This is a genomic window from Paracoccus sp. 228 (assembly GCF_000967825.1).
Lineage (GTDB): Bacteria > Pseudomonadota > Alphaproteobacteria > Rhodobacterales > Rhodobacteraceae > Paracoccus > Paracoccus marcusii.
The window spans coordinates 372,154-395,118 of the sequence record NZ_JYGY01000004.1; the positions used below are offsets into that span (position 1 = coordinate 372,154).

General features: G+C 68.1%; 22 protein-coding genes, 2 tRNA genes, 1 pseudogene and 1 riboswitch. Of the genes and pseudogenes, 10 read left to right on the forward strand and 15 right to left on the reverse strand.

Features of this window, described 5'->3' with window-relative positions:
* The first annotated feature begins 105 nt into the window (after positions 1-105).
* Together SY26_RS14755 and SY26_RS14760 are read left to right on the forward strand one after the other, a co-directional pair.
* Complete coding sequence (locus SY26_RS14755; protein WP_052715298.1) at positions 106-2,292, forward strand: YjbH domain-containing protein; 2,187 nt, start codon at positions 106-108, stop codon at positions 2,290-2,292.
* Positions 2,293-2,300: 8 nt separating this feature from the next.
* On the forward strand, positions 2,301-2,951 hold the full coding sequence (locus tag SY26_RS14760) for a YjbF family lipoprotein (RefSeq protein ID WP_232303358.1): 651 nt from the start codon (positions 2,301-2,303) through the stop codon (positions 2,949-2,951).
* Positions 2,952-3,103: 152 nt separating this feature from the next.
* Here the strand turns inward: SY26_RS14760 and SY26_RS14765 are convergent, their stop codons facing one another.
* From SY26_RS14765 to SY26_RS14780, 4 genes are all read right to left on the reverse strand, one after another.
* A complete protein-coding gene (locus SY26_RS14765; RefSeq protein WP_369799442.1) occupies positions 3,104-3,307 on the reverse strand; it encodes a hypothetical protein in 204 nt (67 codons plus the stop codon).
* 198 nt (positions 3,308-3,505) lie between these two features.
* Positions 3,506-4,288: a metal ABC transporter permease gene (locus tag SY26_RS14770; protein ID WP_045982018.1), complete on the reverse strand. Its 783-nt coding sequence runs from the start codon at positions 4,286-4,288 to the stop codon at positions 3,506-3,508.
* A gap of 6 nt (positions 4,289-4,294) precedes the next feature.
* Positions 4,295-5,074, reverse strand: a complete 780-nt coding sequence (locus SY26_RS22230; RefSeq protein ID WP_046001121.1) for a metal ABC transporter ATP-binding protein — start codon at positions 5,072-5,074, stop codon at positions 4,295-4,297.
* Positions 5,071-5,577 (reverse strand): Fur family transcriptional regulator, encoded by a 507-nt coding sequence (locus SY26_RS14780; RefSeq protein WP_369799443.1) that lies wholly within the window; start codon positions 5,575-5,577, stop codon positions 5,071-5,073. Before SY26_RS14780 ends, SY26_RS22230 begins: the two co-directional genes overlap by 4 nt.
* A gap of 112 nt (positions 5,578-5,689) precedes the next feature.
* On the opposite strand from SY26_RS14780, the gene SY26_RS14785 reads away from it, so the two are divergent.
* Entirely contained in the window at positions 5,690-6,715 is a 1,026-nt protein-coding gene (locus tag SY26_RS14785; RefSeq protein WP_046001122.1) for a zinc ABC transporter substrate-binding protein, read from the forward strand.
* Between the two features lie 150 nt (positions 6,716-6,865).
* Positions 6,866-7,042, forward strand: a complete 177-nt coding sequence (gene hemP / locus SY26_RS20205) for a hemin uptake protein HemP (RefSeq protein WP_064503568.1) — start codon at positions 6,866-6,868, stop codon at positions 7,040-7,042.
* 65 nt (positions 7,043-7,107) lie between these two features.
* On the opposite strand, the gene SY26_RS14790 is transcribed toward hemP, so the two are convergent.
* On the reverse strand, positions 7,108-8,892 hold the full coding sequence (locus tag SY26_RS14790) for a pseudouridine synthase (protein WP_046001123.1): 1,785 nt from the start codon (positions 8,890-8,892) through the stop codon (positions 7,108-7,110).
* 118 nt (positions 8,893-9,010) lie between these two features.
* Between SY26_RS14790 and SY26_RS14795 the strand changes: the two genes are divergently transcribed.
* Together SY26_RS14795 and SY26_RS14800 are read left to right on the forward strand one after the other, a co-directional pair.
* Positions 9,011-9,463: a nucleoside deaminase gene (locus SY26_RS14795; RefSeq protein WP_046001124.1), complete on the forward strand. Its 453-nt coding sequence runs from the start codon at positions 9,011-9,013 to the stop codon at positions 9,461-9,463.
* Between the two features lie 47 nt (positions 9,464-9,510).
* Positions 9,511-9,584: transfer RNA gene (locus tag SY26_RS14800), tRNA-Gly, on the forward strand.
* Between the two features lie 15 nt (positions 9,585-9,599).
* On the opposite strand, the gene SY26_RS14805 is transcribed toward SY26_RS14800, so the two are convergent.
* The 8 genes from SY26_RS14805 to SY26_RS14840 all read right to left on the reverse strand — a co-directional run bounded on the left by SY26_RS14805 (position 9,600) and on the right by SY26_RS14840 (position 16,873).
* Positions 9,600-10,364, reverse strand: a complete 765-nt coding sequence (locus tag SY26_RS14805; RefSeq protein WP_046001125.1) for an ABC transporter ATP-binding protein — start codon at positions 10,362-10,364, stop codon at positions 9,600-9,602.
* Positions 10,361-11,416 (reverse strand): iron ABC transporter permease, encoded by a 1,056-nt coding sequence (locus SY26_RS14810; RefSeq protein ID WP_046001126.1) that lies wholly within the window; start codon positions 11,414-11,416, stop codon positions 10,361-10,363. The genes SY26_RS14805 and SY26_RS14810 overlap by 4 nt, the downstream gene beginning before the upstream one ends.
* Positions 11,413-12,420 (reverse strand): ABC transporter substrate-binding protein, encoded by a 1,008-nt coding sequence (locus tag SY26_RS14815; protein WP_046001127.1) that lies wholly within the window; start codon positions 12,418-12,420, stop codon positions 11,413-11,415. The genes SY26_RS14810 and SY26_RS14815 overlap by 4 nt, the downstream gene beginning before the upstream one ends.
* Positions 12,421-12,557: 137 nt before the next feature.
* Positions 12,558-12,775: riboswitch (cobalamin riboswitch) on the reverse strand.
* 248 nt (positions 12,776-13,023) lie between these two features.
* Complete coding sequence (locus SY26_RS14820; protein WP_046001128.1) at positions 13,024-13,278, reverse strand: hypothetical protein; 255 nt, start codon at positions 13,276-13,278, stop codon at positions 13,024-13,026.
* A gap of 125 nt (positions 13,279-13,403) precedes the next feature.
* A complete protein-coding gene (locus SY26_RS14825; protein ID WP_045982566.1) occupies positions 13,404-14,720 on the reverse strand; it encodes a TRAP transporter large permease subunit in 1,317 nt (438 codons plus the stop codon).
* On the reverse strand, positions 14,720-15,277 hold the full coding sequence (locus tag SY26_RS14830) for a TRAP transporter small permease subunit (protein ID WP_045982565.1): 558 nt from the start codon (positions 15,275-15,277) through the stop codon (positions 14,720-14,722). Before SY26_RS14830 ends, SY26_RS14825 begins: the two co-directional genes overlap by 1 nt.
* A gap of 49 nt (positions 15,278-15,326) precedes the next feature.
* Positions 15,327-16,346 (reverse strand): TRAP transporter substrate-binding protein, encoded by a 1,020-nt coding sequence (locus SY26_RS14835; RefSeq protein WP_046001129.1) that lies wholly within the window; start codon positions 16,344-16,346, stop codon positions 15,327-15,329.
* Positions 16,343-16,873, reverse strand: coding sequence for a gluconokinase (locus tag SY26_RS14840; RefSeq protein WP_198143176.1), 531 nt, complete (start codon positions 16,871-16,873; stop codon positions 16,343-16,345). The genes SY26_RS14835 and SY26_RS14840 overlap by 4 nt, the downstream gene beginning before the upstream one ends.
* A gap of 97 nt (positions 16,874-16,970) precedes the next feature.
* Between SY26_RS14840 and SY26_RS14845 the strand changes: the two genes are divergently transcribed.
* From SY26_RS14845 to SY26_RS14855, 3 genes are all read left to right on the forward strand, one after another.
* A complete protein-coding gene (locus SY26_RS14845; RefSeq protein ID WP_046001131.1) occupies positions 16,971-18,011 on the forward strand; it encodes a LacI family DNA-binding transcriptional regulator in 1,041 nt (346 codons plus the stop codon).
* Positions 18,012-18,092: 81 nt separating this feature from the next.
* The gene (locus SY26_RS14850) at positions 18,093-19,331 is read left to right on the forward strand and encodes a serine hydrolase (protein WP_046001187.1); all 1,239 of its coding nucleotides are present in this window, start codon (positions 18,093-18,095) and stop codon (positions 19,329-19,331) included.
* 97 nt (positions 19,332-19,428) lie between these two features.
* Positions 19,429-19,905: a nucleoside deaminase gene (locus tag SY26_RS14855; protein WP_046001132.1), complete on the forward strand. Its 477-nt coding sequence runs from the start codon at positions 19,429-19,431 to the stop codon at positions 19,903-19,905.
* Positions 19,906-20,009: 104 nt separating this feature from the next.
* On the opposite strand, the pseudogene SY26_RS14860 reads toward SY26_RS14855, so the two are convergent.
* Positions 20,010-21,220: pseudogene (locus tag SY26_RS14860) on the reverse strand (IS3 family transposase).
* A 36-nt stretch (positions 21,221-21,256) separates the two neighbouring features.
* Here SY26_RS14860 and SY26_RS14870 point away from each other — a divergent pair.
* On the forward strand, positions 21,257-22,699 hold the full coding sequence (locus SY26_RS14870) for a recombinase family protein (RefSeq protein WP_052715299.1): 1,443 nt from the start codon (positions 21,257-21,259) through the stop codon (positions 22,697-22,699).
* A 171-nt stretch (positions 22,700-22,870) separates the two neighbouring features.
* On the opposite strand, the gene SY26_RS14875 is transcribed toward SY26_RS14870, so the two are convergent.
* Positions 22,871-22,947 (reverse strand) — tRNA-Met (locus SY26_RS14875).
* Positions 22,948-22,965 lie beyond the last annotated feature (18 nt).

Genomic DNA, 22,965 nt, shown 5'->3' on the forward strand with positions numbered 1-22,965 from the left:
GCACGGCTCACGCATTCGTGTGTCGATCCGTGCCGCAAAGCCTGCCACTGCGCCTGACGATCCTGCCCTGCCCGCCCTGATCCTGCCGCCGAAAGGAAGCCGCCGATGCGCCGCTCGCGACTGACCCGCCAGCTGATGGCCACCACCCTGCCCCTGGCCCTGATCGTGGGGTCGGGCGTCGGCGTCGCGACCGCCGACCCGATGCTGGGGCGCAACATGTCGACCTATGGCCTGCCCGGCGGCATCGACACGCCCACGGCCGAGACGATGCCCGACGGCAGCCTGGGCGCGACGCTGTCGCTGTCCGACTATGCCCGGCGCGGCAACGTCTTCTTCCAGGCGCTGCCGGGGCTGACGACGGTCCTGCGCTATGGTCGCGTCGACGGGATCAACGATTACCGGCAGGAGGGGTTCATCTCGGACCGCTCGCTGGACCTGCGCTATCAGATCGTGGACGAGGACGGCTGGCGCCCCGCGGTGGCCGTCGGCCTCCAGGATTTCCTGGGCACCGGCGTCTATTCGGGTGAATACATCGTGGCCACGCGCAACGTGACGCCGACGGTGCGCGCATCGGTCGGCCTGGGCTGGGGCACGCTGGCGGGCAAGCCGCGCATCATCGACGTCGGCGACGAGGGCGGGACGCCCAATGTCGAGGACTGGTTCACCGGCGGGGCCAAGCCCTTCGCCTCGGTCAGCTGGCAGGTCAACGACCGCCTGAACCTGGTCGCGGAATACTCCAACGACATCTATCGCGCCCGCTACAGCGACGGCAACGAATACCAGCAGGGCGACGAGCCGGGCAGCAACATCAACCTTGCCGCCAACTATCGCTTTGGCCGCAACTACGAGGCCGGGCTCTATACCATCGGCGGAGAGACGATCGGCGCGCAGTTCACCATCGCGCTGAACCCGCGCGACGCCACCTATCCATCGGGCCTGGAAAGCGCGCCGGCCCCGGTGCGTCCGCGGCCGGCCCCCGCGCAGGACCCCGAGGGCTGGTCGGGCGGCTGGTCGCAGGACCCGACCGCCCAGCCCGCCATCCAGAAGGCCCTGGGCGACGGCATGGCCGACGAGGGGATGCTGCTGGAAAGCATGGCCCTGGCGCCGACCCGCGCCGAGGTCCGCCTGCGCAACCAGCGCTATATCAACCAGGCCGAGGCCGTGGGCCGCACCGCGCGCCTGATGACCCGCGCCCTGCCCCCGTCGGTCGAGACCTTCGTGATCACCTCGACTAGCGACGGGATGCCGACCTCGTCGGTGACCCTGCGCCGCAGCGATGTCGAGCGGCTGGAGAACACCGAGGCCGGGCAGATCGCCGCCGCATCCACCCTGTCGGACGCCGCACCGGGCGCGCCGGGGCTGGTGGCCAGCCAGGGCCTCTATCCGCGGTTCCGCTGGTCGGTGAAGCCCTATCTGGACCTGGGCATCTTCAGCGCCGAGGACGGGCTGACTCACGAGGTCGGCGCCGAGGCGCGTGCCAGCTATGAGCTGATGCCCGGCCTGATCGCCACCGGGGCCCTGCGCCAGCGCGCCTTCGGCGACATCGGTCAGCGCGGACCGGGCATTCCGGGCCAGCGGGGCGAATATTACAGCCCCGACGAGTATGAATCGAACCCCGCCCTGGAAACCACGCCGCAGGGCGTGCCGCGGGTGCGGTCCGACACGCGGATGTACACGGGCAATTCCAGCCCGGTGATCCCGGAACTGACGCTGGCTTGGTACGCCAAGCCGTCGGACGCGATCTATACCCGCGTGACCGTGGGCCTGCTGGAACGCGCCTATGGCGGCGTCTCGGCCGAGGCGCTGTGGAAGCCCGCCAATTCGCCCCTGGGCTTTGGCGCCGAGATCAACCGCGTCCGCAAGCGCGACTTCGACCAGTTGTTCGACTTCCGCGACTATGAGGTCACGACCGGCCACGTCTCGGCATACTATGAGTTCACGCAAGGCTTCACCGCCCAGCTGGATGTCGGCCAGTACCTGGCGGGGGACGTCGGTGCGACCGTGACCCTGGCGCGCGAGTTCGCGAACGGATGGCAGATCGGCGCCTATGCCACCAAGACAGACCTGTCGGCCGAGGAATTCGGCGAGGGCAGCTTCGACAAGGGCGTGACCCTGTCGATCCCGCTTGGCTGGGCCACGGGCCAGGCCAGCCGCGACCGCGTGTCGACCAACATCCGCTCGCTGTCGCGCGACGGCGGATCGCGGGTCAATGTCAACGGACGCCTGTACGACCGTGTTCGCGAAAGCCACACCGTCGATCTTTACGAAGGCTGGGGGAGGTTCTGGCGATGAGCAGAGCGATGCAGACGCGCGCAATCCTGGCCGGAGTGGCCCTGGCCGCCCTGTCGGCCTGCGGCAATACCGGCGCGGACGAGGCCGGGGCCAGCCCGCTGTCGGTTCTGGCCCAGACCGCGACCCAGGCCATCACGGCCCGCGGGGCGGCCCAGCCGGCGCAACCCGCCCGCAACCCCCAGCAGGCCGCGGCCGAGGCGTTGCGCGTCAATCCCGGCCCGCTGATCCAGGCGACCTTTGAAAGCCCTGCCCGCACGCAGGTCCTGGCGCTGACGGGGACGAACGGTGCCATGCGCACCTACATGACTCCCGACGAACAGGCGGTGATCCTGCGCGGCGGCATGCTGATCGGCACGCGCGGTCTGGGCCGCGACCTGTCGGTGGCGGAACCGGGGACCGAGGCGCTGATCCGGGCAGGCCAGTCCGGCAGCGGCACGCGCGTCATGCGCTATCTGTCGGGCGACGGGCTGGAACGGCCGCTGCAGTTTTCCTGCACCACTGCGCCCGGCCCCAACCCCGGCGTGATCCTGGAGACCTGCGAAGGGCATGGTGCGACCTTCCAGAACAACTATCTGGTCCAGAACGGGCAGATCCCCGTATCGCGCCAATGGATCGGGCCGGGCATGGGCTATGTGACCATCCAGACGCTGCGTCCCTGACAGGCAACACCGGAACGGAAAGACCGGCCCTTTGCGGGGCCGGTTTTTTCATGCGCGGGTGCCATGGCGGGCAGGCCTGCGGACAACGAAAAAGGGGCTGGCCAAAGGCCAGCCCCTTGTGGCTCGGACCGTGCGGACGATCCGATCCGATATCAGCTGTCGTCGTCGTCCGAAGCGACTGCGGCGATGACGCCCAGCAGCAGCAGGGCGGGGACGACCAGGCCAGCGTTCGAGGAAGCGGGCTGCTCCTCGACGATGACGGGCTCGACTTCCACGACGGGGGCGACATAGCCACCGGCCAGAGCCGAGGTTGCGGTCAGGCCGAGAGCGGCCGCGAAAGTAGCGAATTTGGTCATGATCATGCTCCGTTTCGATTGACGGCTGCCATTTCTGGCAACATCGAGGCGACAGTTACACAAACCCGAACAGTTGAAAAGCAGCATTGAATTGATTCCCCCGTGGGCTTGCAACCACTGTTGCATATTGGCCAACACCTGTTTCGGCACTTGGTTCCGGCCCCCGCAAACCCCCGGAAAAACTGTGACAATTCGGCACTATGCCCGGCGAAGTGCCTGTGAGACGACGAAAAAGATCGCCGCCGCGGTCACGATCGAGGGACCCGCCGGCGTGTCGAGTCGCAAACTGGCCCACAACCCCAGGATGACGGATGCGGCAGCGATCAGGGCGGCGCCGGCGGCCATCCGCTCGGGGGTCCGGGCCCATGTGCGGGCCGCCGCCGCCGGCACGATCAGCATCGCCGAGATGAGGAGCGAGCCCACCACTCGAATCGCCAGCGCGACCACCACGGCCAGCGCCAGCGACAGGACCAGGCGCTCGACCCGCGGGTCGATCCCCGCGGCCATGGCCAGCTCCTCGTTCAGGCTGCTGGTCACAAGCCGTTGCCAACGCAGGGCCAGGACCGCCAGAACCAGCGCCGCCCCCGTCCAGATCAGCACCAGGTCGGCACGGCCCACCGCCAGGATGTCGCCGAACAGATAGCTGGACAGATCGGACCGCGCGGCAGGCACGAAGCTGATCGCGACCAGGCCCACGGCCAGCGCGGAATGCGACAGCACGCCCAGGATCGTGTCCATCGCCTGGCCGCGCGTCACCAGCGCCGACACCAGGCAGGCCATCGCCACCGCAACCGCAAGTGTCCCGGCATAGATCGACACCTCGAAGGCCAGGGCCATCGCGACGCCCAGGATGGCGGCATGGGCAGTCGAATCGCCGAAATAGGCCATCCGCCGCCAGACCACGAAACTGCCCAGCGGTCCCGCCACCAGGGCCAGCCCCAACCCCGCCAGAACGGCGCGCATGAAAAAATCGTCAAGCATCGATGGTCACCCCTGCGCCCGGTCGGCGTGGTCATGGCCGCATCCCGGCCCGTGGACATGCGGCGTCAGGTCGTGGTCGTGGTCGTGGCGGTGCTGATACAGCGCCAGCGTGCCCTCGGCCCCGGCGCCGAACAGGGCGCGGTATTCGGGGGCGGTGCTGACATGCTGGGGCGTGCCCTCGCAGCAGACATGCCCGTTCAGGCAGACCACCCGGTCCGACGACCGCATGACCACCAGCAGGTCGTGGCTGACCATCAGCACGGCCGCGCCGGTCTGCCGGCGCACCTCCTCGATCAGCTGATAGAAGGCTACGATGCCCGGCTGATCCAGCCCCTGCGTGGGTTCGTCCAGGACCAGCAGATGCGGGTCCGCCAACAAGGCCCGCGCCAGCAGCACCCGTTGGAACTGGCCGCCCGAGAGCTGGGTCAGTTGCCGCGCACCAAGGCCCGGAACGCCGGTGCGGACCAGCGCATCCTCGGCCTGGTCGTCGGATACGCGCACGGGCAGCGACAGGAACCGGCGCACTGTCATCGGAATGGCCGTGTCCAACTGAACCCGCTGCGGGACATAGCCGATGCGCAGCCCCTGTCGGCGCGTCACCGCGCCGGAGGCCAGCGGCATGTGCCCCAAAAGCGCCCGGATCAGCGACGACTTGCCCGACCCGTTCGGGCCGACGACGGTCACGATCTCGGCGGGGCGGATGCGAAAATCGACCTGCGCCAGCACCGGTTCGGTCGTGCCGGGGCGATGGATCGTCAGCGCACGGGATTCGATCAGCGGGGTCATGCGACGCCTTCGGCGGCACAGGTGGCGCAGAGGCCCAGCGCCTCGATCGTGGCGCGTTCGACGCGGAACCCGCCCTGGGCCGCGACCGCGGTCAGCGCATCGCGGATCGGGGCGGCGGCGGCCTCTGCCACCTTGTCGCAACTGCGGCAGATCAGGAAGGCCGGATGATGGTCGTGCCCCGGATGCAGGCAGGCCGCAAAGGCGTTCAGTCGCTGCAGCCGGTGGGCCAGCCCATGCGTGACCAGAAACTCCAGCGCGCGATAGGCGACGGGGGGTTGGCGGCCGAACCCTTCGGTCGCCAAGCGGTCCAGCACCTCATAGGCGCCCATCGCGCGGTGGCTCTCCAGAAGGATCTCCAGCGTGCGGCGGCGGACGGGGGTCAGGCGCGCGCCCTGCTCGGCCAGCCGGGCCGCAGCCTCGTCCAGCGCACGGTGGGCGCATTCGCGGTGGTCATGCGGCGCAAAGGTCGCGGCGATGACATGGTCGTGGTCGTGGTCTGGCACGGGGGTCCTTCACGCAGCGATGCGTTACTTTATTACAATGCGGTTGACTTGTTACCCTGTAACACACAGAACCCTGCCATCGCAACAAACCCGCCCTGCAAAGGAGATCCCGATGCGCAGCCCTGCATCCCTTGCCGCCATCCTGTCACTGACCGCCGCCCCTGCCCTGGCCACCCCGCAGGTCGTCACAGACCTGGTCCCCACCGGCGCCCTGGTCCAGGAGGTCATGGGCGATCTGGCCGAGGTGCGCGTCCTGCTGCCCCAGGGGGCCAGCGCGCATCATTACCAGATGCGCCCGTCGGACGCCCAGGCGCTGCAGGGTGCCGATGTGGTGATCTGGATGGGACCCGAGCTGACGCCCTGGCTGTCGCGGGCGTCGGACACCCTGTCGGGGGCCACGCAGCTGCGCCTGCTGGAGGTCGAGGGCGTCGCCCTGCGCGACTATGCCGGTGCAGCGTCGGAGGGTGACGCGGACCATGGCGACCATGCGGGTCATGACGACCACGCGGATCACGCCGGTCACGATCACGGCGATCATGCCGACCACGACCACGACCACGACCACGACCACGACCACGACCACGGGGACCATGCGGGGCATGATCATGTCCATGCCGGCACCGATCCCCATGCCTGGCTGAACCCCGCCAACGCGGCGCCTTGGCTTGACGCCATCGTCGCGACGCTGTCCGAGCAGGACCCCCAGAACGCCGCCACCTATCGCGCCAACGCGGATGCGGCGGCCGAACGCATCGCTGCCCTCGACGACACGTTGCGCGAACGCCTTGCCCCGCATGCGCAGGACCGGTTCGTCGTGTTCCACGACGCCTATGGCCACTTCACCGATCACTTTGGCCTGCAGCCTGCAATCGCCGTGTCGCTTGGGGACGCCTCGACCCCGTCCGCGGCGCGCATCGACCAGATCCGCACCCAGATCGCCGAGTCCGGGGCCGTCTGCGCCTTTCCGGAATACGCCCATGATGCCGGCCTGATCACCACCGTGACCGAGGGCAGCGACATCCGCACCGGCGGCGAACTGAGCCCCGAGGGCGGCACGCTGTCCCCCGGCGCGGGCCAGTACGAGGTTCTGTTGACTCAGATGGCAGACACCATCGTCGATTGCCTTGCCGATCAGTGATCGCCCGTCCGGGCCGCCTTCGCGGCGGTCCGGACCACCTGTCAGCGGGTCGAAATCTGATCGTGAAGAATCCTGACTATTTTACTTTGACAAACCTGAACGAATTTGTCAGCATTGGGGCATCATCACTGTCCCAGCATGAGGCTGACCATGACCGCAACGCGCCCCGCCGATTTCACCCGTCCCGGCACCGCCATTCTGGCCCGGATGCCGCAGCATGACGCCACCGCCCTCACGCAGGGCGGAAACCAGGCGCTGATCGTCCTGGACGAGCAGGTCTATCAGCTGCGGATCACCCGTGCGGGCAAGCTGATCCTGACGAAATAGTCGATCGACCTTGGCAAAAGGGCCGCCCTCCCGGGCGGCCCTTTCGTCATGCGTGCTGTCGCCTGTCAGCCGCGGGGCTTGCCGCCGGGGCGGCCACCACCCTGCGGGCGATCTCCGCGCGCAGCGCCGAACGGCTTGGCCGCACCCGGCCGCGGCTTGCCCTGAAACTTGCCGCCCGCATCACCACGCGGACCGCCGAACGGCTTGCGACCCTCGGCCCCTTCGCCACGCGGTGCGCCATAGGGTTTGCGGTCGCCATCGGCACGGGGTTTGCCGAAGGACTTGCCCTCCGGGCGCGGACCGCCGAACGGCTTGCGGCCCTCGGCCCCTTCGCCACGCGGCGCGCCATAGGGCTTGCGGTCACCATCGGCGCGGGGCTTGCCGAAAGGCTTCCCCTCCGGACGCGGACCGCCGAACGGCTTGCGGCTCTCGGCCCCCTCGCCGCGCGGTGCGCCATAGGGCTTGCGGTCCCCATCGGCGCGGGGCTTGCCGACGGGCTTCCCCTCGGGACGCGGGCCGCCGAACGGCTTGTGGCCTTCGGCTCCTTCGCCGCGCGGTGCGCCATAGGGCTTGCGGTCGCCATCGGCGCGGGGCTTGCCGAAGGGCTTCCCCTCAGGGCGCGGACCACCGAACGGCTTGCGGCCTTCGCCACCCTCGCCGCGCGGGCCGCCAAAGGGCTTGCGCGCCTCTCCGGGCTTGCCGGCAAAGCGCGCGGGGCGGGCATCGTCGCCCTGACCGGACATGCGGCCGCCCCCTTCGCCGGGGCCGGATTTCTTCCAGCGCGGCTTGTCGCCTGCGGGCCGGGGGCGGTCGCCGAAACCGCCAGCCGAATCGTCGCGGGCGCCAAAGCGCGGGCGTGCGCCGTCGGTGCCCGCGGGCTTGGCACCCCAGCTGCGGGCCGGGCGGTCGGACTGACCGTCGCGCGGACGGTCGCCGAAGCCGCGGCCGGCGGGCTTGCCGTCAAAGCCCGGCTTGGGGCCGAAGCGGCGCGGGCCGGCATCGCCCCCCTCGGACCGGGCGGCGCGTTCGCCGGCAGCCCCGCGGGGGCGCATCTCGCGCGGCTTGTCCTCGACCTCTCCGGTCAGCAGGCCGCCCAGCTGGTCACGCAGGACCTTGCGCTTGACCTCGGTCACCTGGTTCTTGTCCATGCCGGTCAGCTTGAACGGACCATAGCCGATGCGGATCAGGCGGTTCACCTGCAGGCCGACATGGGCCATCGCGCGGCGGATCTCGCGGTTCTTGCCCTCGCGGATGCCCACGCTGATCCAAGCGTTCGCACCCTGCTGGCTGTCCAGCTTGATCTCCATGGGGGCGAAGTCCTCTCCCTCGATGGTGACGCCGCGGCGCAGCGGGTCGAAGGTCATGTCCGAGGGCGTGCCGTTCACTCGCACCCGGTACCGGCGCAGCCAGCCCGTCGCCGGCAGCTCCAGCCGTCGCTTCAGCTCTCCGTCGTTCGTCAGCAGCAGCAGGCCCTCGGAGTTCAGGTCAAGACGCCCCACGGTCATCACCCGAGGCATGTCGCGCGGCAGCGCGTCGAACACGGTCTGGCGGCCCAGCTCGTCGTTTTCCGACGTGATTAGGCCCAGGGGCTTGTAGTACAGCCACAGCCGCGTCTCCTGCGGCTCCTCCAGCTTCTTGCCGTCGACGGTGATCCGGTCGGTGGGCAGAACGTCCAGGGCGGGACTGTCGATCTTCTTGCCGTTTACGCTGACGCGGCCCTCAATGATCATCCGCTCGGCCTCGCGCCTGCTGGCGACACCGGCGCGCGCCATCACCTTGGCGATGCGGTCGGCTTCGGTGCGGGGGGCGACCTGGGGGGCCTTGCGGTCGGGAATCTGATCGTCGGTCATGCGCGTCTCCTTCGCATCGCTGCGGGGCAAAGAGGGGTGCATACGCCCAAGAGGGCCGTGTGGGAAGCGTTTCTTTCCCCGGCTTGCGCGCCGCGCGGGGGATTGCGACAAGACGGTCATGGTCCCCTTCACCACCCATATGGCGCTTGCCCTGTCCCAAGCCCGCGACGCCGCCCTGCGCGGAGAGGTGCCGGTGGGCGCCGTCGTGACCGACCCGCAGGGCCGCGTGGTGGCCGCCGCGGGCAACCGCACGCGCGAACTGTCCGACCCGACCGCCCATGCCGAGATCCTGGCGATCCGTGCCGCCTGCGCGGCCCTGGGGTCCGAACGCCTGCCCGGTCACGAGCTGTGGGTCACGCTGGAGCCCTGCCCGATGTGCGCGGCGGCCATCTCGGCCGCGCGGATCGCCCGGCTGTATTACGGGGCGTCGGACCCGCGCATGGGGGGCGTCGCCCATGGCGCGCAGGTGTTCCGGCACGCGCAGTGCCATCATCGCCCGGAGGTTTATGACGGCCTGGCCGCGCCGGAATCACGCGACCTGCTGCGGCGGTTCTTTGCGCAACGACGGTGACGCGACCGCTTGAACCTGCCGCGCGGGCGGACTATACCGATCCCCGCGCGGGTGTTGTGTAATGGTAAGACCCTAGCCTTCCAAGCTAGAGACACGGGTTCGATTCCCGTCACCCGCTCCAATCCCTCTCATGGCATCAGACGACCGGATGAAACCGCATCACGCGGCTGCCGTCCTGCGGATCGGTCAGCGTGCTTGCCCGCACCTGAAAGACGCGCGCCAGAAGGTCCGCGGTCAGGATACGGTCTGGCGGGCCCAGGGCCACCAACCGACCGGCCTGCATCACCGCCAGCCTGTCGCAGCGCATCGCCTGGTTCAGGTCATGCAGGGCGATCACCGTGGTCAGGCCCAGGCCGCCCACCAGATCCAGGATCGCCAGCTGATGACGGATGTCCAGGTGGTTCGTCGGCTCGTCCAGCAGCAGGATCCGCGGCGCCTGCGCCAGCGCACGGGCGATATGGGCGCGCTGGCGTTCGCCCCCCGACAGAGTCGACCAGTCGCGCCCCGCCAGATGTGCCAGGTCGACCCGCGCCAGCGCCTGCGTCACATGCGCCTCGTCCGCCGGGGACCAGGGCCGCAGGGCGTCCAGCCAGGGCGTGCGCCCCAAGGCCACGGCATCGCGGACCGTGATGCGGTCCGACGTCTCGGCGCTTTGGGCGACCAGGGCGATGTGGCGGGCGACCTGGCGCGCAGGCATGGTGCGCAGCGGCCGGCCGTCCAGCGCGACCTGGCCGCCGTCGGGGCGGACCAACCCGGCCAGCATCCGCAGCAGCGTGGACTTGCCCGACCCGTTCGGGCCGATCAGGCCCAGCATCTCTGCGGGGCGGATGTCCAGGGTGACGCCGGCCACCAGGGCGCGTCCGCGCAGGCGGCGGGTCAGATCACGCGCGATCAGCATCATGACGCGGACCGCCCGCGGATCAGAATCGCCGCAAAGGCCGGCGCGCCGACCAGCGCGGTCACGACGCCGATGGGCAGGGTCTGGCCGGGTACCAGCATCCGCGCGATCACGTCCGCGGCGATCAGGAAGACCATGCCGATCAGCGCCGACACGGGCACCAGCCGCGCGTGGCGCGTGCCCACCAGGAACCGTGCCGCATGCGGGACGACCAGCCCGACAAAGCCGATCGCACCGGTGACCGACACCATGACCGCCGTGGCCATGGCGGTCGCCAGGATCAGCACGGCCTGAACGCGCCGGACCGGCACGCCCAGGGACGCCGCCGATTCCGTGCCGAAGGCAAAGGCGTCCAGCGCGCGGATGTGCCATGCGGCCGCGCCAAGGACGGTCACGGCGGCGGCCAGCGACAGGCCGACATCGTCCCACCGGACGCCCGACAGGTTGCCCAGCAGCCAGAACATGATGCCGCGCGCCTGTTCCGCACTGGCCGACCGCGCGATGATGAAGCTGGTCAGGGCGTTGAACAGCTGCGACCCGGCGATGCCTGCCAGCACGATCTGCGCGGCACCCCGCGCGCCCGGACCGCCACCCGACAGGCGCGCCAACCCCACCACCAACGCAAAGGCCGCGATCGCGCCCAGCAGCGCGCCCGCCGACATCGGCACGAACCCCGCGCCGATCCCCGCCACCGCGACCGTCACGGCCCCCGTAGACGCCCCCGCCGAGATGCCCAGCAGATAGGGGTCGGCCAGTGCGTTGCGCAACAGCGTCTGCAGGACCAGCCCCGAGATCGCCAGCCCCGCTCCGCAGGCCCCTGCCACCAGCGCGCGCGGCAGGCGGTAAGCCCAGACGATACCCTGATCGATCGGGTCCAGCGGATAGCCCGCACCCAGCATCTGGTTGGCCAGCGCCTGCCAGACGGTCGAGAGGGGGATCGGCGTTTCCCCCAGGGCGGTGCCGGCCAGGGGGGCCGCCACGATCAGCAGCGACACCCACAGCCAGACCGGGGCCAAGGGGCGGCGGACGGTCGGCACCCCGACATCGGCGGTCATTCGGACAGCCCGTCCATGCCCGCCGCCAAGGCCTCCAGCCCGTCGATCATGCGAATGCCGGGATGCAGCGCCTCGGCGTCCAGGATGACGATGCGATCCCGGCGCACGGCGGTCATCCGGCGCGTGACCGGGTCCGTTTTCAGAAAGCGCAGCTTTGCCTCGACATCGTCGGCAGGAAAGCGGCGGCGGTCCATGCGCGCGATCACCAGCACCGAGGGGTCGGCACGGGCGATCGTCTCCCACCCTACGGCGGGCCATTCCTCGTCCGAGGTCACGACGTTGCGCAGGCCAAGGCGGTCCATCATCCAGGCCGGGACGCCCATCCCGCCCGCCATGTAGGGGTCCAGCGCCAGATCGGCCGAGGAGAACCAGACCGCCGCGGACGCATCCGGCAGGTCCATCGCCCGCGCGCGCTCCACGACCGCCACCTCTCGGGCCTGCAGGTCGGCGATCAGCGCCTGGCCCGCGTCCTGCGCGTCCATGACGCGCGCGATCTGGTCGATGCCGTCCCACAGCGTCGCGATGTCGAAGGGCGCAAGGCGGGTGCCGTCGGCGCCCACGCTGTTGTCCTTGCCTTGGCAGTCCGTGGGCATGACATAGGCCGGAATGCGCAGATCGGCGAACTGCCGGCGCGTGCCGACCGCCCCCTGATCCCCGATCATCCAGGCGAACATCGTCGGCACGAAGCCGGGGCGCCGGTTCACCACCGATTCAAAGCTGGGCGTGTCGTCGCTGATGCGGTCAACCCTGGCATCATCCTCTGCAAAGGCGGGCAGCACCGGGGTGAACCACAGCGCGGTCCCGGCCATCCGGTCCGCCTGGCCCAGCGCATACAGGATCTCGGTCGTGGACTGGCCGATCGACACGACGTTGTCGGGACGCGCGGGGATGGTCACTTGGTGCCCGCAATTGTCGATCACCAGCGGATAGTCGGTCGGCGCGGCAAGGGCCGCCTGGCCCAGGCCCAGCGCCACCGCGGTCGTCAGGAAGATTCTGGTCGTCATGGTCGTCCTTCATGAAACGAAGGACGGGGCTGAAAAAGGCGCAGCGGCGTCACCGGGGTCCCACCCACCTTCGCGGTCGCGTCGGATGAAGGCCGTGGATCGGCGCATGCGGTCTTTCTCCGGGGCACCCCGCCCGGGTTGGTTCAGGTCATGATGGCAGGTCTCCTGACTTGCGGGTCGCGGCCTTCCCCGCCTTCCCGGCGCAGGGGGCGCCAGTGGCATCATGGGGTCGGCTACCGCTTACAGTTGCGGGGGCAGTCGCGGATTCGGCGCCTGATGGCTACACCTCACCACGTTCCCTTTTCACCCTGCCGGGGCCTTGGCCGGCACGGGAACCATCACGGACGGAAATGCCGCCGGGTGGGGACAAAGTCAACTGCCGCGGCAAGCAGCCCGCAGCCGACCCGGCCACCACGGCCGACGCACCTGTGACACCCGCCGCTTATGCCAGCCTGATCCCGGCGACCGGTGCGCCGCTGGTCGAACGCGCTGGCGCCCTGCGGAGGAAGGAGTTGGTCCCAGTCCTTCCTGCCAGGCATTGATGGGGGGTCGGATATAGGGCGTCAGACCACCGGGCGATCCAGCGCCTGACACCGCAGGGCTTCAAACCTGGCCGGGCCTCTTTCGCCACAGGTGGCGAAGGTCCAGCCGGGGATAGTCCCGCTCGATCTGGCTGCCCCAGAACAGGCCGGCGATCGGGGCTTCGGGATGGTCAGGGTCAAGGCCATAGTCGATCTGGGCGATGCGTTCGGCCGGCATGTGCAGGGTGTATCGCAGGAACAGGAACTGCTCCAGCCAGGCGTCATGGTCCTTGTTCGTGAACAGGTCCGGACGGGGGACGGGTTCGGGGTCGTGCATGATGGGTCAGCCTTGGGTGACGGACCCCGATTGTCCGTCAATCCGCTTGCCGGTGCAACATTCCTGTCCCCGAACGAAAAGGGGGCACGCCGCATCCGGCATGCCCCCCGATCCACGGCAGGCGATCAGTAGATCGCCAGGGCCGGGAACAGGATCAGCAGGCCCACCGCCAGGATCTGCAGCCCGATGAAGGGCAGCAGGGCGCGGAAGATTTCTCCCAGCGAGATGTCCGGCGGGGTCACTGACTTCAGGTAGAAGGCGGCGGGCCCGAAGGGCGGCGACAGGAAGCTGACCTGCATGTTCATCGCGAACAGCACCCCGAACCAGACGGGGTCGTATCCCAGGCTGACGATGATCGGCACGAAGATCGGCATGGTCAGCAGCGCGATGCCGACCCAGTCCAGGAACATACCCAGCACGAACAGGATCGCCATCATGAACAGGATGATGATCGTCGGGTTGTCGCTGATGCCGGTGATCAGTTCCGACACGAAGTTGATGCCGCCCATCAGGTTGAAGACGCCCACCAGGGCAGATGCACCGATGCCGATCCAGACGATCATGCCGACCGTCTGCAGCGTCTGCATGGCCGCGCCGCGCAGCAGGCCCCAGGTGAATTCGCCGCGGATCACGGTCGAGATCAGCACGCCCGCCACGCCCACGGCGCTGGCCTCGGTCACGGATGCGATGCCGCCATAGATGGAGCCCAGCACCATGATCACGACCAGGATCGGCAGGAACAGGCCCTTGAGCAGGCGCAGCTTTTCGTCCCGCGGGACGCGGGCGGTGACGGCCGGGGGCACGTCGCCCGGCGTCAGCCAGGCACGGATCAGCACATAGGCCACATAGAGCAGCGCCAGCATGAAGCCCGGCACGAAGGCGGCCGTGAATAGGTCGCCGATCGAGACGTTCGCGGTCAGGCCATAGATGATCAGCACGATCGAAGGCGGCACCATGGTCCCCAGGCTGCCGCCCGCGCAGACGACGCCGATGGCCAGCTTGCGGTCATAGCCCTGGGCCAGCATCTGGGGCAGCGCGATTAGGCCCAGCAGCACGACCTCTCCGCCGATGATGCCGGACATGGCGGCCAGGATGACGGCCACGAAGATCGTCTGGACCGCCACGCCGCCGCGGATGCGGCCGCCGACCAGGCGCATCGCCTCGAACAGGTCGCGGGCGATGCCGCTGCGGTCCAGGATCGCGGCCATCAGCACGAACATCGGCACCGACACGAAGACGAAGCTGGACACGAAGGTATAGACGCGGCTGGTGATCAGCGGCACGACGTTCGGACCGAACCACCCGAGCGCGAAGATCAGCGTGACCAGCAGCGTGACGAAGGCCAGCGGGATGCCCGTCAGCAGCAAAAGCAGCAGCAGCGCGAACAGAAGGCCCGTCCCGGCCTCGATCCCCAGGGATTGCAGCGAACCGAAGATCTCCATCAGCGGGCTCCCTTGTGCCCGCGGGCATAGTTGACGGTCAGGATGGCGAATTGCAGGGCCATGATCGCCAGCGCCACCATCAGCAGCACCTTGAGCACGCCCGGATAGGCCGGGTTCCAGGCCGAGCCCGAGGTCTCGAGGTGAAAGCTGCCGTCGGGGCGCCAGGCGGACCGCTTGACCATCTGCCAGGCCGCCCAGGCGAAGGCGCCCGAGGACAGGCCGCAGATCGCCGAGATGAGGATGTCGGCCACCCGCCGCGCGGCGGGCGGCAGCAGGTCATAGACCAGGACGACCCGGATGTGCCGGTCGCGCGCGGTGCACAGCAAGCCCCCGTAGACGAACGAGATCGCGCACAGGAACACCGTCGTCTCGTGCGCCCAGTTCGTCGGGCGGCCGAACACGTAACGCAGCACGACCTCCTGGATCAGGATCAGCATGGCGACCACCAGGCCCAGGGCCGGGATGATCGCCAGACGGTCGATCACGCGACCCAGGCGCCCCGACTGGGGCACGGCCTCGTGTTCCTCGCGCGGAATGGCTTCGGATGCGTCCATCATGTCCTCCTCCCTGGAAGGGACCGGGCGCGGACGCCCGATCCTGCGGCGCTTACTGCACCAGGCCCTTTTCGGTCAGGTACGCGGTCAGCGCGTCATAGACCTGCTGCGCCGCGGGCGACTGTCCGGCGACCTTTTCCCATTCGCCCATCGCGATGCCGCGGAACTTGGTGCGCTCTTCGTCGGACCAGTCGTGGACGGTGATCGTCCCGCCGGCCTCGGCCTCCGCCACGGCGGCCGCGTCGGCCTCGGCCAGGGCTGCGACCTGGACGCGGGCGAAATCGCGAACCGACTGCGTCATCACCTGCTGCAGGTCCTCGGGCAGGGCGTCCCATTTCTCCTTGTTCATCGAGATCTCGACCAGGGGCATGGAGTGGAAGCCGGGATAGACCGGATGGGGCGCGACCTCGTTCAAGCCTTGGGCTTGGTTGGTCGAAAAGACGCTGTAATCGGCCGCGTCGATGACCTTCTTGTCCAGCGATGTGAACACCTCGGAGCCGGGCAGGTTCACCGGCGATGCGCCGGCGGCGGCAAAGACCGACTGGACCAGGCCTTCGGGCGCGCGGATCTTGACGCCGGCCAGATCATCGACCCCGTCCAGCGGCACGGCGCTGACCAGCGCCTCCAGGCCCGGCGTGGTGGCGCCGATGAACTGCAGGCCATAGGGGTTCATGATCTGGTTCAGCAGCTCGGCCCCGCCGCCGTTCTCGACAAAGTCCAGCATCTGCTCGGGGTCGGACCAGGCGCCGACCGGGTTGCCCATCAGACCGAAGGCCGGATCGCGTCCCGAGAAATACGACAGGTCGGTCACGTGACCGTCCAGGATGCCCGTGGCGATCGCATCCTGGGTTTCGTTATGGGCGACGATGGATTCGACCGGCAGCAGGTCGATGGCGATGCGGCCGCCGGACTTTTCCGCGACATCCGCGGCCCAGCCCTGCTGGAGGACGAAGTTCGGGTTGCCCGACGGGTCGGACGACTGGAAACGGAAGCTGTGATCCTGGGCCATGGCGGGTGCGGCCAAGGCCATCGCGGCGCTGGCCGACATCAGGAAACGGGTCATCTTGGTCATGGTGTCTCTCCTCCGGTTGAAACTAGGCGCGGGTCGGACAGGGCCGCGACCGCGCGGTCGATGATCTGGTCGGGCGGCAGCGCCACGTCGATCCACAGCGCGCCTTCGGCGGCGGGATCGGGGGGCTGCAGCGCGGCCAGCTGGCTGTCGATCAGGCTGGCGGGCATGTAGTGGTCGCGCCGTGCCGCCATGCGCGCCGCGATCAGGTCGCGGTCGCCGTGCAGGAACACGATGTCCATCGCCCCTGCCCCGGCCCGCAGCCGGTCACGATGCGCCTGGCTGAGCCCCGAGCAGGCCAGAACGGCGCGATGGGGCGTCGCACGCGTCGCCGCCGCCAGACGGTCCAGCCAGCCCCACCGCATGTCGTCGGTCAAAGGCAGCCCGGCCCGCATGCGCGCCACGCTGGATTCGTCGTGATACAGGTCCGCCTCGATGAAGCTACCGCCGATGCGGTCGGCGATGCCACGGGCCACGGTCGACTTGCCCGTGCCGCAGATGCCCATGACCAGAATCGGCCGCGCGTCCATGATGTCTCCTCCCGATGACAGCGCAATCATGGATGACAGCGCTGTCATCGGTCAAGCCCCTTTTCTTTGCGCGGCGATGGCGTAATCTGCGCGCGTCATGAACAAAACCTCGCGGATCACCCTGTCTGATGTGGCGCTGGCCGCCGATGTCAGCCCTATCACCGTGTCGCGCGCGCTGCGGGACCCGTCCAAGGTGTCGCCGCTGGCCCGCGACCGGATAGACCGGGCCATCCGCGAACTGGGCTATGTGCCGAACCCTGCGGCGCGCGCGCTGGCATCGGGGCGCACCGATATCGTGGGTGTCATCATCCCGTCGGTCAGCAACAACGTGTTCGCCGACGTGATGCGCGGCATCGACGAAGGTCTGCAGGGCAGCCCGCTGATCGTGCAGCTGGGCACCACGCGCTACTCTCCACTAACTGAGGAGCAGCTGATCCGCGTGTTCCTGTCACAGCGCCCGGCGGGATTGATCGTCGCGGGCCACGATCAATCCCCCGCCGCCCGCGCCCTGCTGGCCGGGGCGGAATGCCCGGTCGTGCAGATCATGGAGGTCGGCCCCGATCCCATCGACCTGGCCGTCGGCCTGTCGCATTTCGACGGGGCGCGGGCCGCCGCCGAGCATCTTCTGGCGCAGGGATACCGCGCGCCGGCCTTCCTGGGTGCTCAGATGGACCCGCGCAGCCAGCGCCGCCTGGCAGGGTTCCGCGCCTGCCTGGAGGCCGCCGGGCTGGGCGGCGACGATCCCGTCGTCACCACACCCGAGCCGTCCTCGGTCAGCCTGGGGTGCCGGCTGTTCGCGGATCTGATGGCGCGCCTGCCGCAGACGGATGCGGTCCTGTGCAACAACGACGATCTGGCGCTTGGCGTGCTGTTCGAGGCGCGTCGTCGCAACATCGCGGTGCCCTCCCGCCTTGGCATCTGCGGGTTCAACGACCACGAGATGATGTCCGCGGCCGAACCGCCCATCACCTCGGTCGCCACCGATCGGCGGGCGATGGGCGCTCAGGCGATCCGCCTGATCCGCGCGCGCCTGGCCGGACAGGATGCGCCCCGCGGCCATGCGGTCGACCTGGGGTTTCAGCTGATCCCCCGCGCCAGCACGCGCCGCAACCGCTCCAGCGCCAATCGGCCAACCTGACGGCCCCTCTTTCGGACATGACCAGCCTTGCACATGCTGCAAAACTGCCCTTTCATGGATCGAAACGGATGGGAGGATGTCATGACCCTGAGGCCGCTTCACCGCACGCGGTTCCTGCTGACCCTGGGGGGCCTGTGCCTGGCCCTGCCCGGCGCGGTGCAGGCGCAGGCGCAGGACTATCCGCATGCGGACGAACCGATCGGCACGGTCGAGGACGTCTATGACGGCCACCTGACGCCGGACCTGGCGGTCAGCACCTTCCGCAACATCGACCGGCTGTTCCCCACCCGGGCCATCCCGGCCGGCGACACGCCCCGCGACCTGCCGGAGGCCTTGGTCGATCTGCCGGAAATGGTGACCTATCAGGTCGATGACGCAACCTATGACCTCTACGACTTTCTGTCGCTGGACAATGTCACCGGGATGATCGTGCTGAAGGACGGCAAGGTCGTCTACGAGACCTATCAGCGCGGCAACACGCCTGACACGCGCTGGATGTCGATGTCGGTGGCCAAGTCGATCACCTCGACCCTGGTCGGCGCGGCGATCGTCGATGGCCATATCGGCGGCGTGGACGACATGGTGGTCGACTACGTCCCCGCACTGGCTGGCAGCGCCTATGACGGGGTCAGCATCCGCGACATCCTGCTGATGGCGTCGGGCGTCGACTGGAACGAGACCTATACCGACCCCCAGTCCGACCGCCGCGACCTGCTGCGTGCGCAGATCGAACAGCGCCCCGGCGCCGCGATGGAGGTGATGGCCGCCCTGCCCCGCGCGCATGAACCCGGAACCCACCACACCTACTCCACCGGCGAGACGCAGGTTCTGGGCGAGGTTGTCTATGGCGCGGTCGGCAAGCCGTTGTCTGACTATCTGGCGGAAAAGATCTGGCAGCCCTATGGGATGGAGGCCGACGCAAACTGGTGGCTGGACAGTCCCGACGGGGTCGAGATCGGCGGCAGCGGCCTGTCCGCCACCCTGCGCGACTTCGCCCGCTTCGGGCAGTTCTTCCTGGAGGGCGGGGTGATCGACGGTAGCACCATCCTGCCCGACGGATGGACGGAGACCGCCGGCCAACCGCAGGAGCTGAAAAGCGGCGAGACGATCGATTACGGATACATGTGGTGGCCGGGCTGGACCGAGCCGTCCATCGCCGACGGTGCCTTTGCCGCCATCGGCATCCAGGGGCAGAACATCTACATCAACCCCACGCGGAACGTCGTCATCGCGACGCATATGGCGCAACCGAAGCCCGTCGGACGCGAACCGGTCGATCCGCTGGTCGTGTTCGACGCCATCTCCGAGGCCTTGGAGTGATGGTCCCGCGGCCGTCTTATGCCATCAGGTCGTCACAGGAGAGCTGCGCCCGGTCATTCGAAAGCCAGACCAGGTCCGTTGAAAGGAAAGGCGTATCATGATCGATGACACGGATCGAAAGCACCTGCAGCGCTGTGTCGACTTGGCATCCGAAGCGCTGGGCCGCGGCAACGAGCCCTTCGGATCGGTGCTTGTGTCGTCCGAGGGTGAGGTGCTGTTCGAGGACTACAACCGCATCGGCGGGGGTGACCACACCCAGCACCCGGAGTTCGCCATCGCCCGATGGGCGGCGAACAACATGGACGTTCAGGATCGCGCCAAGGCCACGGTCTATACCTCTGGCGAACACTGTCCGATGTGCGCCGCCGCCCATGGCTGGGTGGGGCTTGGTCGAATCGTCTATGCAAGCTCTGCAGCCCAGATGACGGCGTGGCTTTCCGACCTGGGCGTCCCCGCGTTCCGGGTTCGCCCGCTGCCCATCCGCGACGTGATCAGCGATACGCCGGTCGACGGCCCTGTCGAGGAATTTGCACGACAGGTCCGCGCTCTCCATGTCCGGTCGCACATCCGCTGATTTCCGGGGGTACGAGCCAAGGCCGACCCTCTAGCAACTTTTTCTCCCATTTATAACCAAAGTCTTTCAACGAGGGCGGTTCGCAATGACCTGCCACTTATCTTTCATCCAGCCACGACCGGATTTCGGTTGGGATTTATGCAGGTTGGCGCGGCTTGAGCAATCGCCCAGCGCGCGGAACCCTTATCGCGTGCAGCAGGTAGGGCAGTAGCGTTTTGGTCAGGTGCAGGGCGAAGCCTGCGCGGGTTTTGTAGCCACGCGCACAATGCGGACGCCCGGTGTTGTAGTCGGTCCCCCAGGCCGCCATCAGTTCGCGGGCATGGGTGAGGTTGCGGAACAGGACGTCGTTCAGAAACTTGTCCCGTATCCGGCCGGTCAAGCTTTCTACGAGGCCGTGTCTCGCATTGGCTTGCCGGGCGCGATGTCGTGCCATTCAACCTTGGCCTCGGGGCACCACTTCAGGATGGTGTTGGGGGTCAGCACTGTCGCATTATCGCTGACGATCATCCCGGGCTTGCCTCGCTGTTCGACCAGCGTCGTCAGTTCCTTGGCGACACGGCGGCCCGAGATCGATGTGTCGGGGATCGCCGCCAGGCATTCCCCTGTGACGTCGTCCACTACGTTCCGCACCCTAAACCGTCGCCCGCAGGCGAACTGGTCATGCACGAAGTCGAGGGATCAGTGGGCATTGGCGCACGCCTCAATCAGGATCAGGGCCCTCGTGCCGAGCGCCTTGCGGCGCGCTTTGCGTTTGCGGACGGTTAACCTTTCCTTGCGGTAGAGCCGATAAATGCGGTTGATGTCCGACAACTCCCAACCGCGCCGCAGCAGCACAAAAAGCTGCCGATACCCAAAGCGACGCCGCTCATTGGCCAGGTCTCGCAACCGACCCCGCAGCGCCGTGTCAGGTGCGCGTCGCGACTGATAGCGCGCCATCTTCCGGTCTGCCGTAGCAATCCGGCACGCCCGGCGTTACAACAGCCCGAACCGGGCCTTCAGCTGCGCGACAGCCTCGCGCTTCGCGGCGAGCGCTACCATTTTTCTGACAGTAGCTCTTTCATCGCCGCCATGTCGGGCATCTGCTCTGCCACCAACTTCTTCAGCTTCGCGTTCTCATTCGGCGATATGCGTCTCATTCCAGCGTGTTCAACCGCTTGGTCTCGGACACTGTCATCCCGGAATACTTCGCCTTCCAGGCATAAAACGTGCCTTCCGACATTCCATGCTTGCAGCACAGATCAGCGCACTTCGCGCCTGCCTCGTATTCCTGCACGATCCCGATGATCTGCTGATCGCTTCGTATCGTTCGCTTCATCGTCCGTCCTTTCCTTGGGGCGGATTCTAGTCGCAGATGAAGAAAAAATCCCATGTCTTCAGACGGCTTTTCCAGGCGCATGTATGGCACGTGGTCGAGGAGATGCGGGATGAGGCGATCAGCTGCGCCCCGCATCTGCGTCAGGGCCTTCAGCGGCTGCACAAGGCGGTGCGGGACGGCATCTGCGATGTCATCGTGGCCGAGGCGCTGGACCGGCTGTCCCGGGACCAGGAGCATATGGCGGGCCTCCACAAGCGGATGGCCTATCACAGGGTCAAGATCATAACCCGGTCGGAGGGCGAGATTGACGAGATGCGGATCAGCTTCGGCGGGTTGATGTCGTCGCAGTTCCTCAAGCAGTTGGCTGAGAAGACACGCCGCGGCCTCGAGGGCCGGGTGACGGCGGGCAAATCGGGCGGTGGCAACAGCTACGGCTACCGGGTGCGGCGCGGCTTCGATGCGGGCGGCTCGGTGATCACGGGCGAACGGGATATCGACGAAGGTGAGGCTGCCGTGGTCCGCCGGATCTTCACGGATTACGACAGCGGCCTCTCGGCACGGACAATCGCGGCGGCTCTGAACGGTGAAGGCGTGGCGCCGCCCCGTAGCGGCGGGACGGGCTCTGGCAGCTGGGGATCATCGACCATCCAGGGCAACTGGCGGCGCGGCACGGGGATCCTGAACAACGAACTCTATGTCGGGGTGCGGGTCTGGAACCGCCAGAGCTTCCTGAAAGACCCCGACACGGGCAAGCGCCAGGCGCGTCTGAATCCGCCGGAGATGTGGGTGACGACCGAGGTGCCCGAGCTACGGATCATCGACGCGGCGCTGTGGGATCGGGTAAAGGCGCGGCAGGCCGGCATCCGCGAAGCGATGAACCCCGCCGGAGTCAACGATGCCCGCATAGGGCCGGAATGCGCGAGGCGACCGGCTTACCTGCTATCGGATCTGGTGCGTCGCGATTGCTGCGGGTCTGGATACTCGATGATCAATCGGACCCGCCTCGGCTGCAGCGGGGCGCGCAACCGCGGTGCAGCCGTCTGCACCAACCGGGCGACGATCGGACGCGAGGATTTGGAAGAGCGGGTGCTAGGCGGGCTCCGGGATCGCCTGATGCATCCGGAGCTGATCGCCGCCTTCGTGGAGGCCTATCGCTTGGCCTTCAACGAGGCAGCCGGGCGGCGCAGCAGCGATCATGACGCCGCCCGTACGGCGCTCGCGCAGGCCGAGGCGAAGATCGCGGGCCTCCTGACCGCGATTGAGGATGGGATGTATTACCCGTCGATGAAAGCGAAGATGGAGGCTCTTGAGGGACGCAAGGCGGAGCTGACCCGGATGCTTGCGGCGACGCCCGAGCCCCTGCCCTGCGGCTGCACCCGGCCTTGGGCGAGCGCTACCGCCAGGAGATCGGCTGCCTGGCGGAGGCAATGCAGAGGCCGTCCACGCGATCTGTGGCGACGGGGATTTTGCGGGGTCTGATCTGTAAGATCCGGATGGTGCCGGAGGCTGCTGCGCCGGGCGCCCACGGTTTTCCACTTTTAGGTAAGCTTGCGGCGATTCTTGGCCTTGCGGAAGGCCAGGCCGGCATCAGTCGCCCGGACATGCGAAAGCCCCGGCGTTTGGCCGGGGCTGGTGGTGAGTCTTTGACGGTGGTTGCGGGGACAGGATTTGAACCTGTGACCTTCAGGTTATGAGCCTGACGAGCTACCGGGCTGCTCTACCCCGCGCCAAGGTTGTCCTGATCG

Coding starts and splice junctions, on each gene's coding strand:
- SY26_RS14765 (WP_369799442.1), bottom strand. CDS start 3,307: ATGACCAAATTCGCTACTTTCGCGGCCGCTCTCGGCCTGACCGCAACC.
- hemP (WP_064503568.1), top strand. CDS start 6,866: ATGACCGCAACGCGCCCCGCCGATTTCACCCGTCCCGGCACCGCCATT.
- SY26_RS14795 (WP_046001124.1), top strand. CDS start 9,011: ATGGTCCCCTTCACCACCCATATGGCGCTTGCCCTGTCCCAAGCCCGC.
- SY26_RS14810 (WP_046001126.1), bottom strand. CDS start 11,416: ATGACCGCCGATGTCGGGGTGCCGACCGTCCGCCGCCCCTTGGCCCCG.
- SY26_RS14835 (WP_046001129.1), bottom strand. CDS start 16,346: ATGACCAAGATGACCCGTTTCCTGATGTCGGCCAGCGCCGCGATGGCC.
- SY26_RS14850 (WP_046001187.1), top strand. CDS start 18,093: ATGACCCTGAGGCCGCTTCACCGCACGCGGTTCCTGCTGACCCTGGGG.
- SY26_RS14825 (WP_045982566.1), bottom strand. CDS start 14,720: ATGGAGATCTTCGGTTCGCTGCAATCCCTGGGGATCGAGGCCGGGACG.
- SY26_RS14855 (WP_046001132.1), top strand. CDS start 19,429: ATGATCGATGACACGGATCGAAAGCACCTGCAGCGCTGTGTCGACTTG.
- SY26_RS14760 (WP_232303358.1), top strand. CDS start 2,301: ATGCAGACGCGCGCAATCCTGGCCGGAGTGGCCCTGGCCGCCCTGTCG.
- SY26_RS14815 (WP_046001127.1), bottom strand. CDS start 12,420: ATGACGACCAGAATCTTCCTGACGACCGCGGTGGCGCTGGGCCTGGGC.
- SY26_RS14785 (WP_046001122.1), top strand. CDS start 5,690: ATGCGCAGCCCTGCATCCCTTGCCGCCATCCTGTCACTGACCGCCGCC.
- SY26_RS14840 (WP_198143176.1), bottom strand. CDS start 16,873: ATGGACGCGCGGCCGATTCTGGTCATGGGCATCTGCGGCACGGGCAAG.
- SY26_RS14770 (WP_045982018.1), bottom strand. CDS start 4,288: ATGCTTGACGATTTTTTCATGCGCGCCGTTCTGGCGGGGTTGGGGCTG.
- SY26_RS14845 (WP_046001131.1), top strand. CDS start 16,971: ATGAACAAAACCTCGCGGATCACCCTGTCTGATGTGGCGCTGGCCGCC.
- SY26_RS14870 (WP_052715299.1), top strand. CDS start 21,257: ATGAAGAAAAAATCCCATGTCTTCAGACGGCTTTTCCAGGCGCATGTA.
- SY26_RS14755 (WP_052715298.1), top strand. CDS start 106: ATGCGCCGCTCGCGACTGACCCGCCAGCTGATGGCCACCACCCTGCCC.
- SY26_RS14805 (WP_046001125.1), bottom strand. CDS start 10,364: ATGATGCTGATCGCGCGTGATCTGACCCGCCGCCTGCGCGGACGCGCC.
- SY26_RS22230 (WP_046001121.1), bottom strand. CDS start 5,074: ATGACCCCGCTGATCGAATCCCGTGCGCTGACGATCCATCGCCCCGGC.
- SY26_RS14820 (WP_046001128.1), bottom strand. CDS start 13,278: ATGCACGACCCCGAACCCGTCCCCCGTCCGGACCTGTTCACGAACAAG.
- SY26_RS14830 (WP_045982565.1), bottom strand. CDS start 15,277: ATGATGGACGCATCCGAAGCCATTCCGCGCGAGGAACACGAGGCCGTG.
- SY26_RS14790 (WP_046001123.1), bottom strand. CDS start 8,892: ATGACCGACGATCAGATTCCCGACCGCAAGGCCCCCCAGGTCGCCCCC.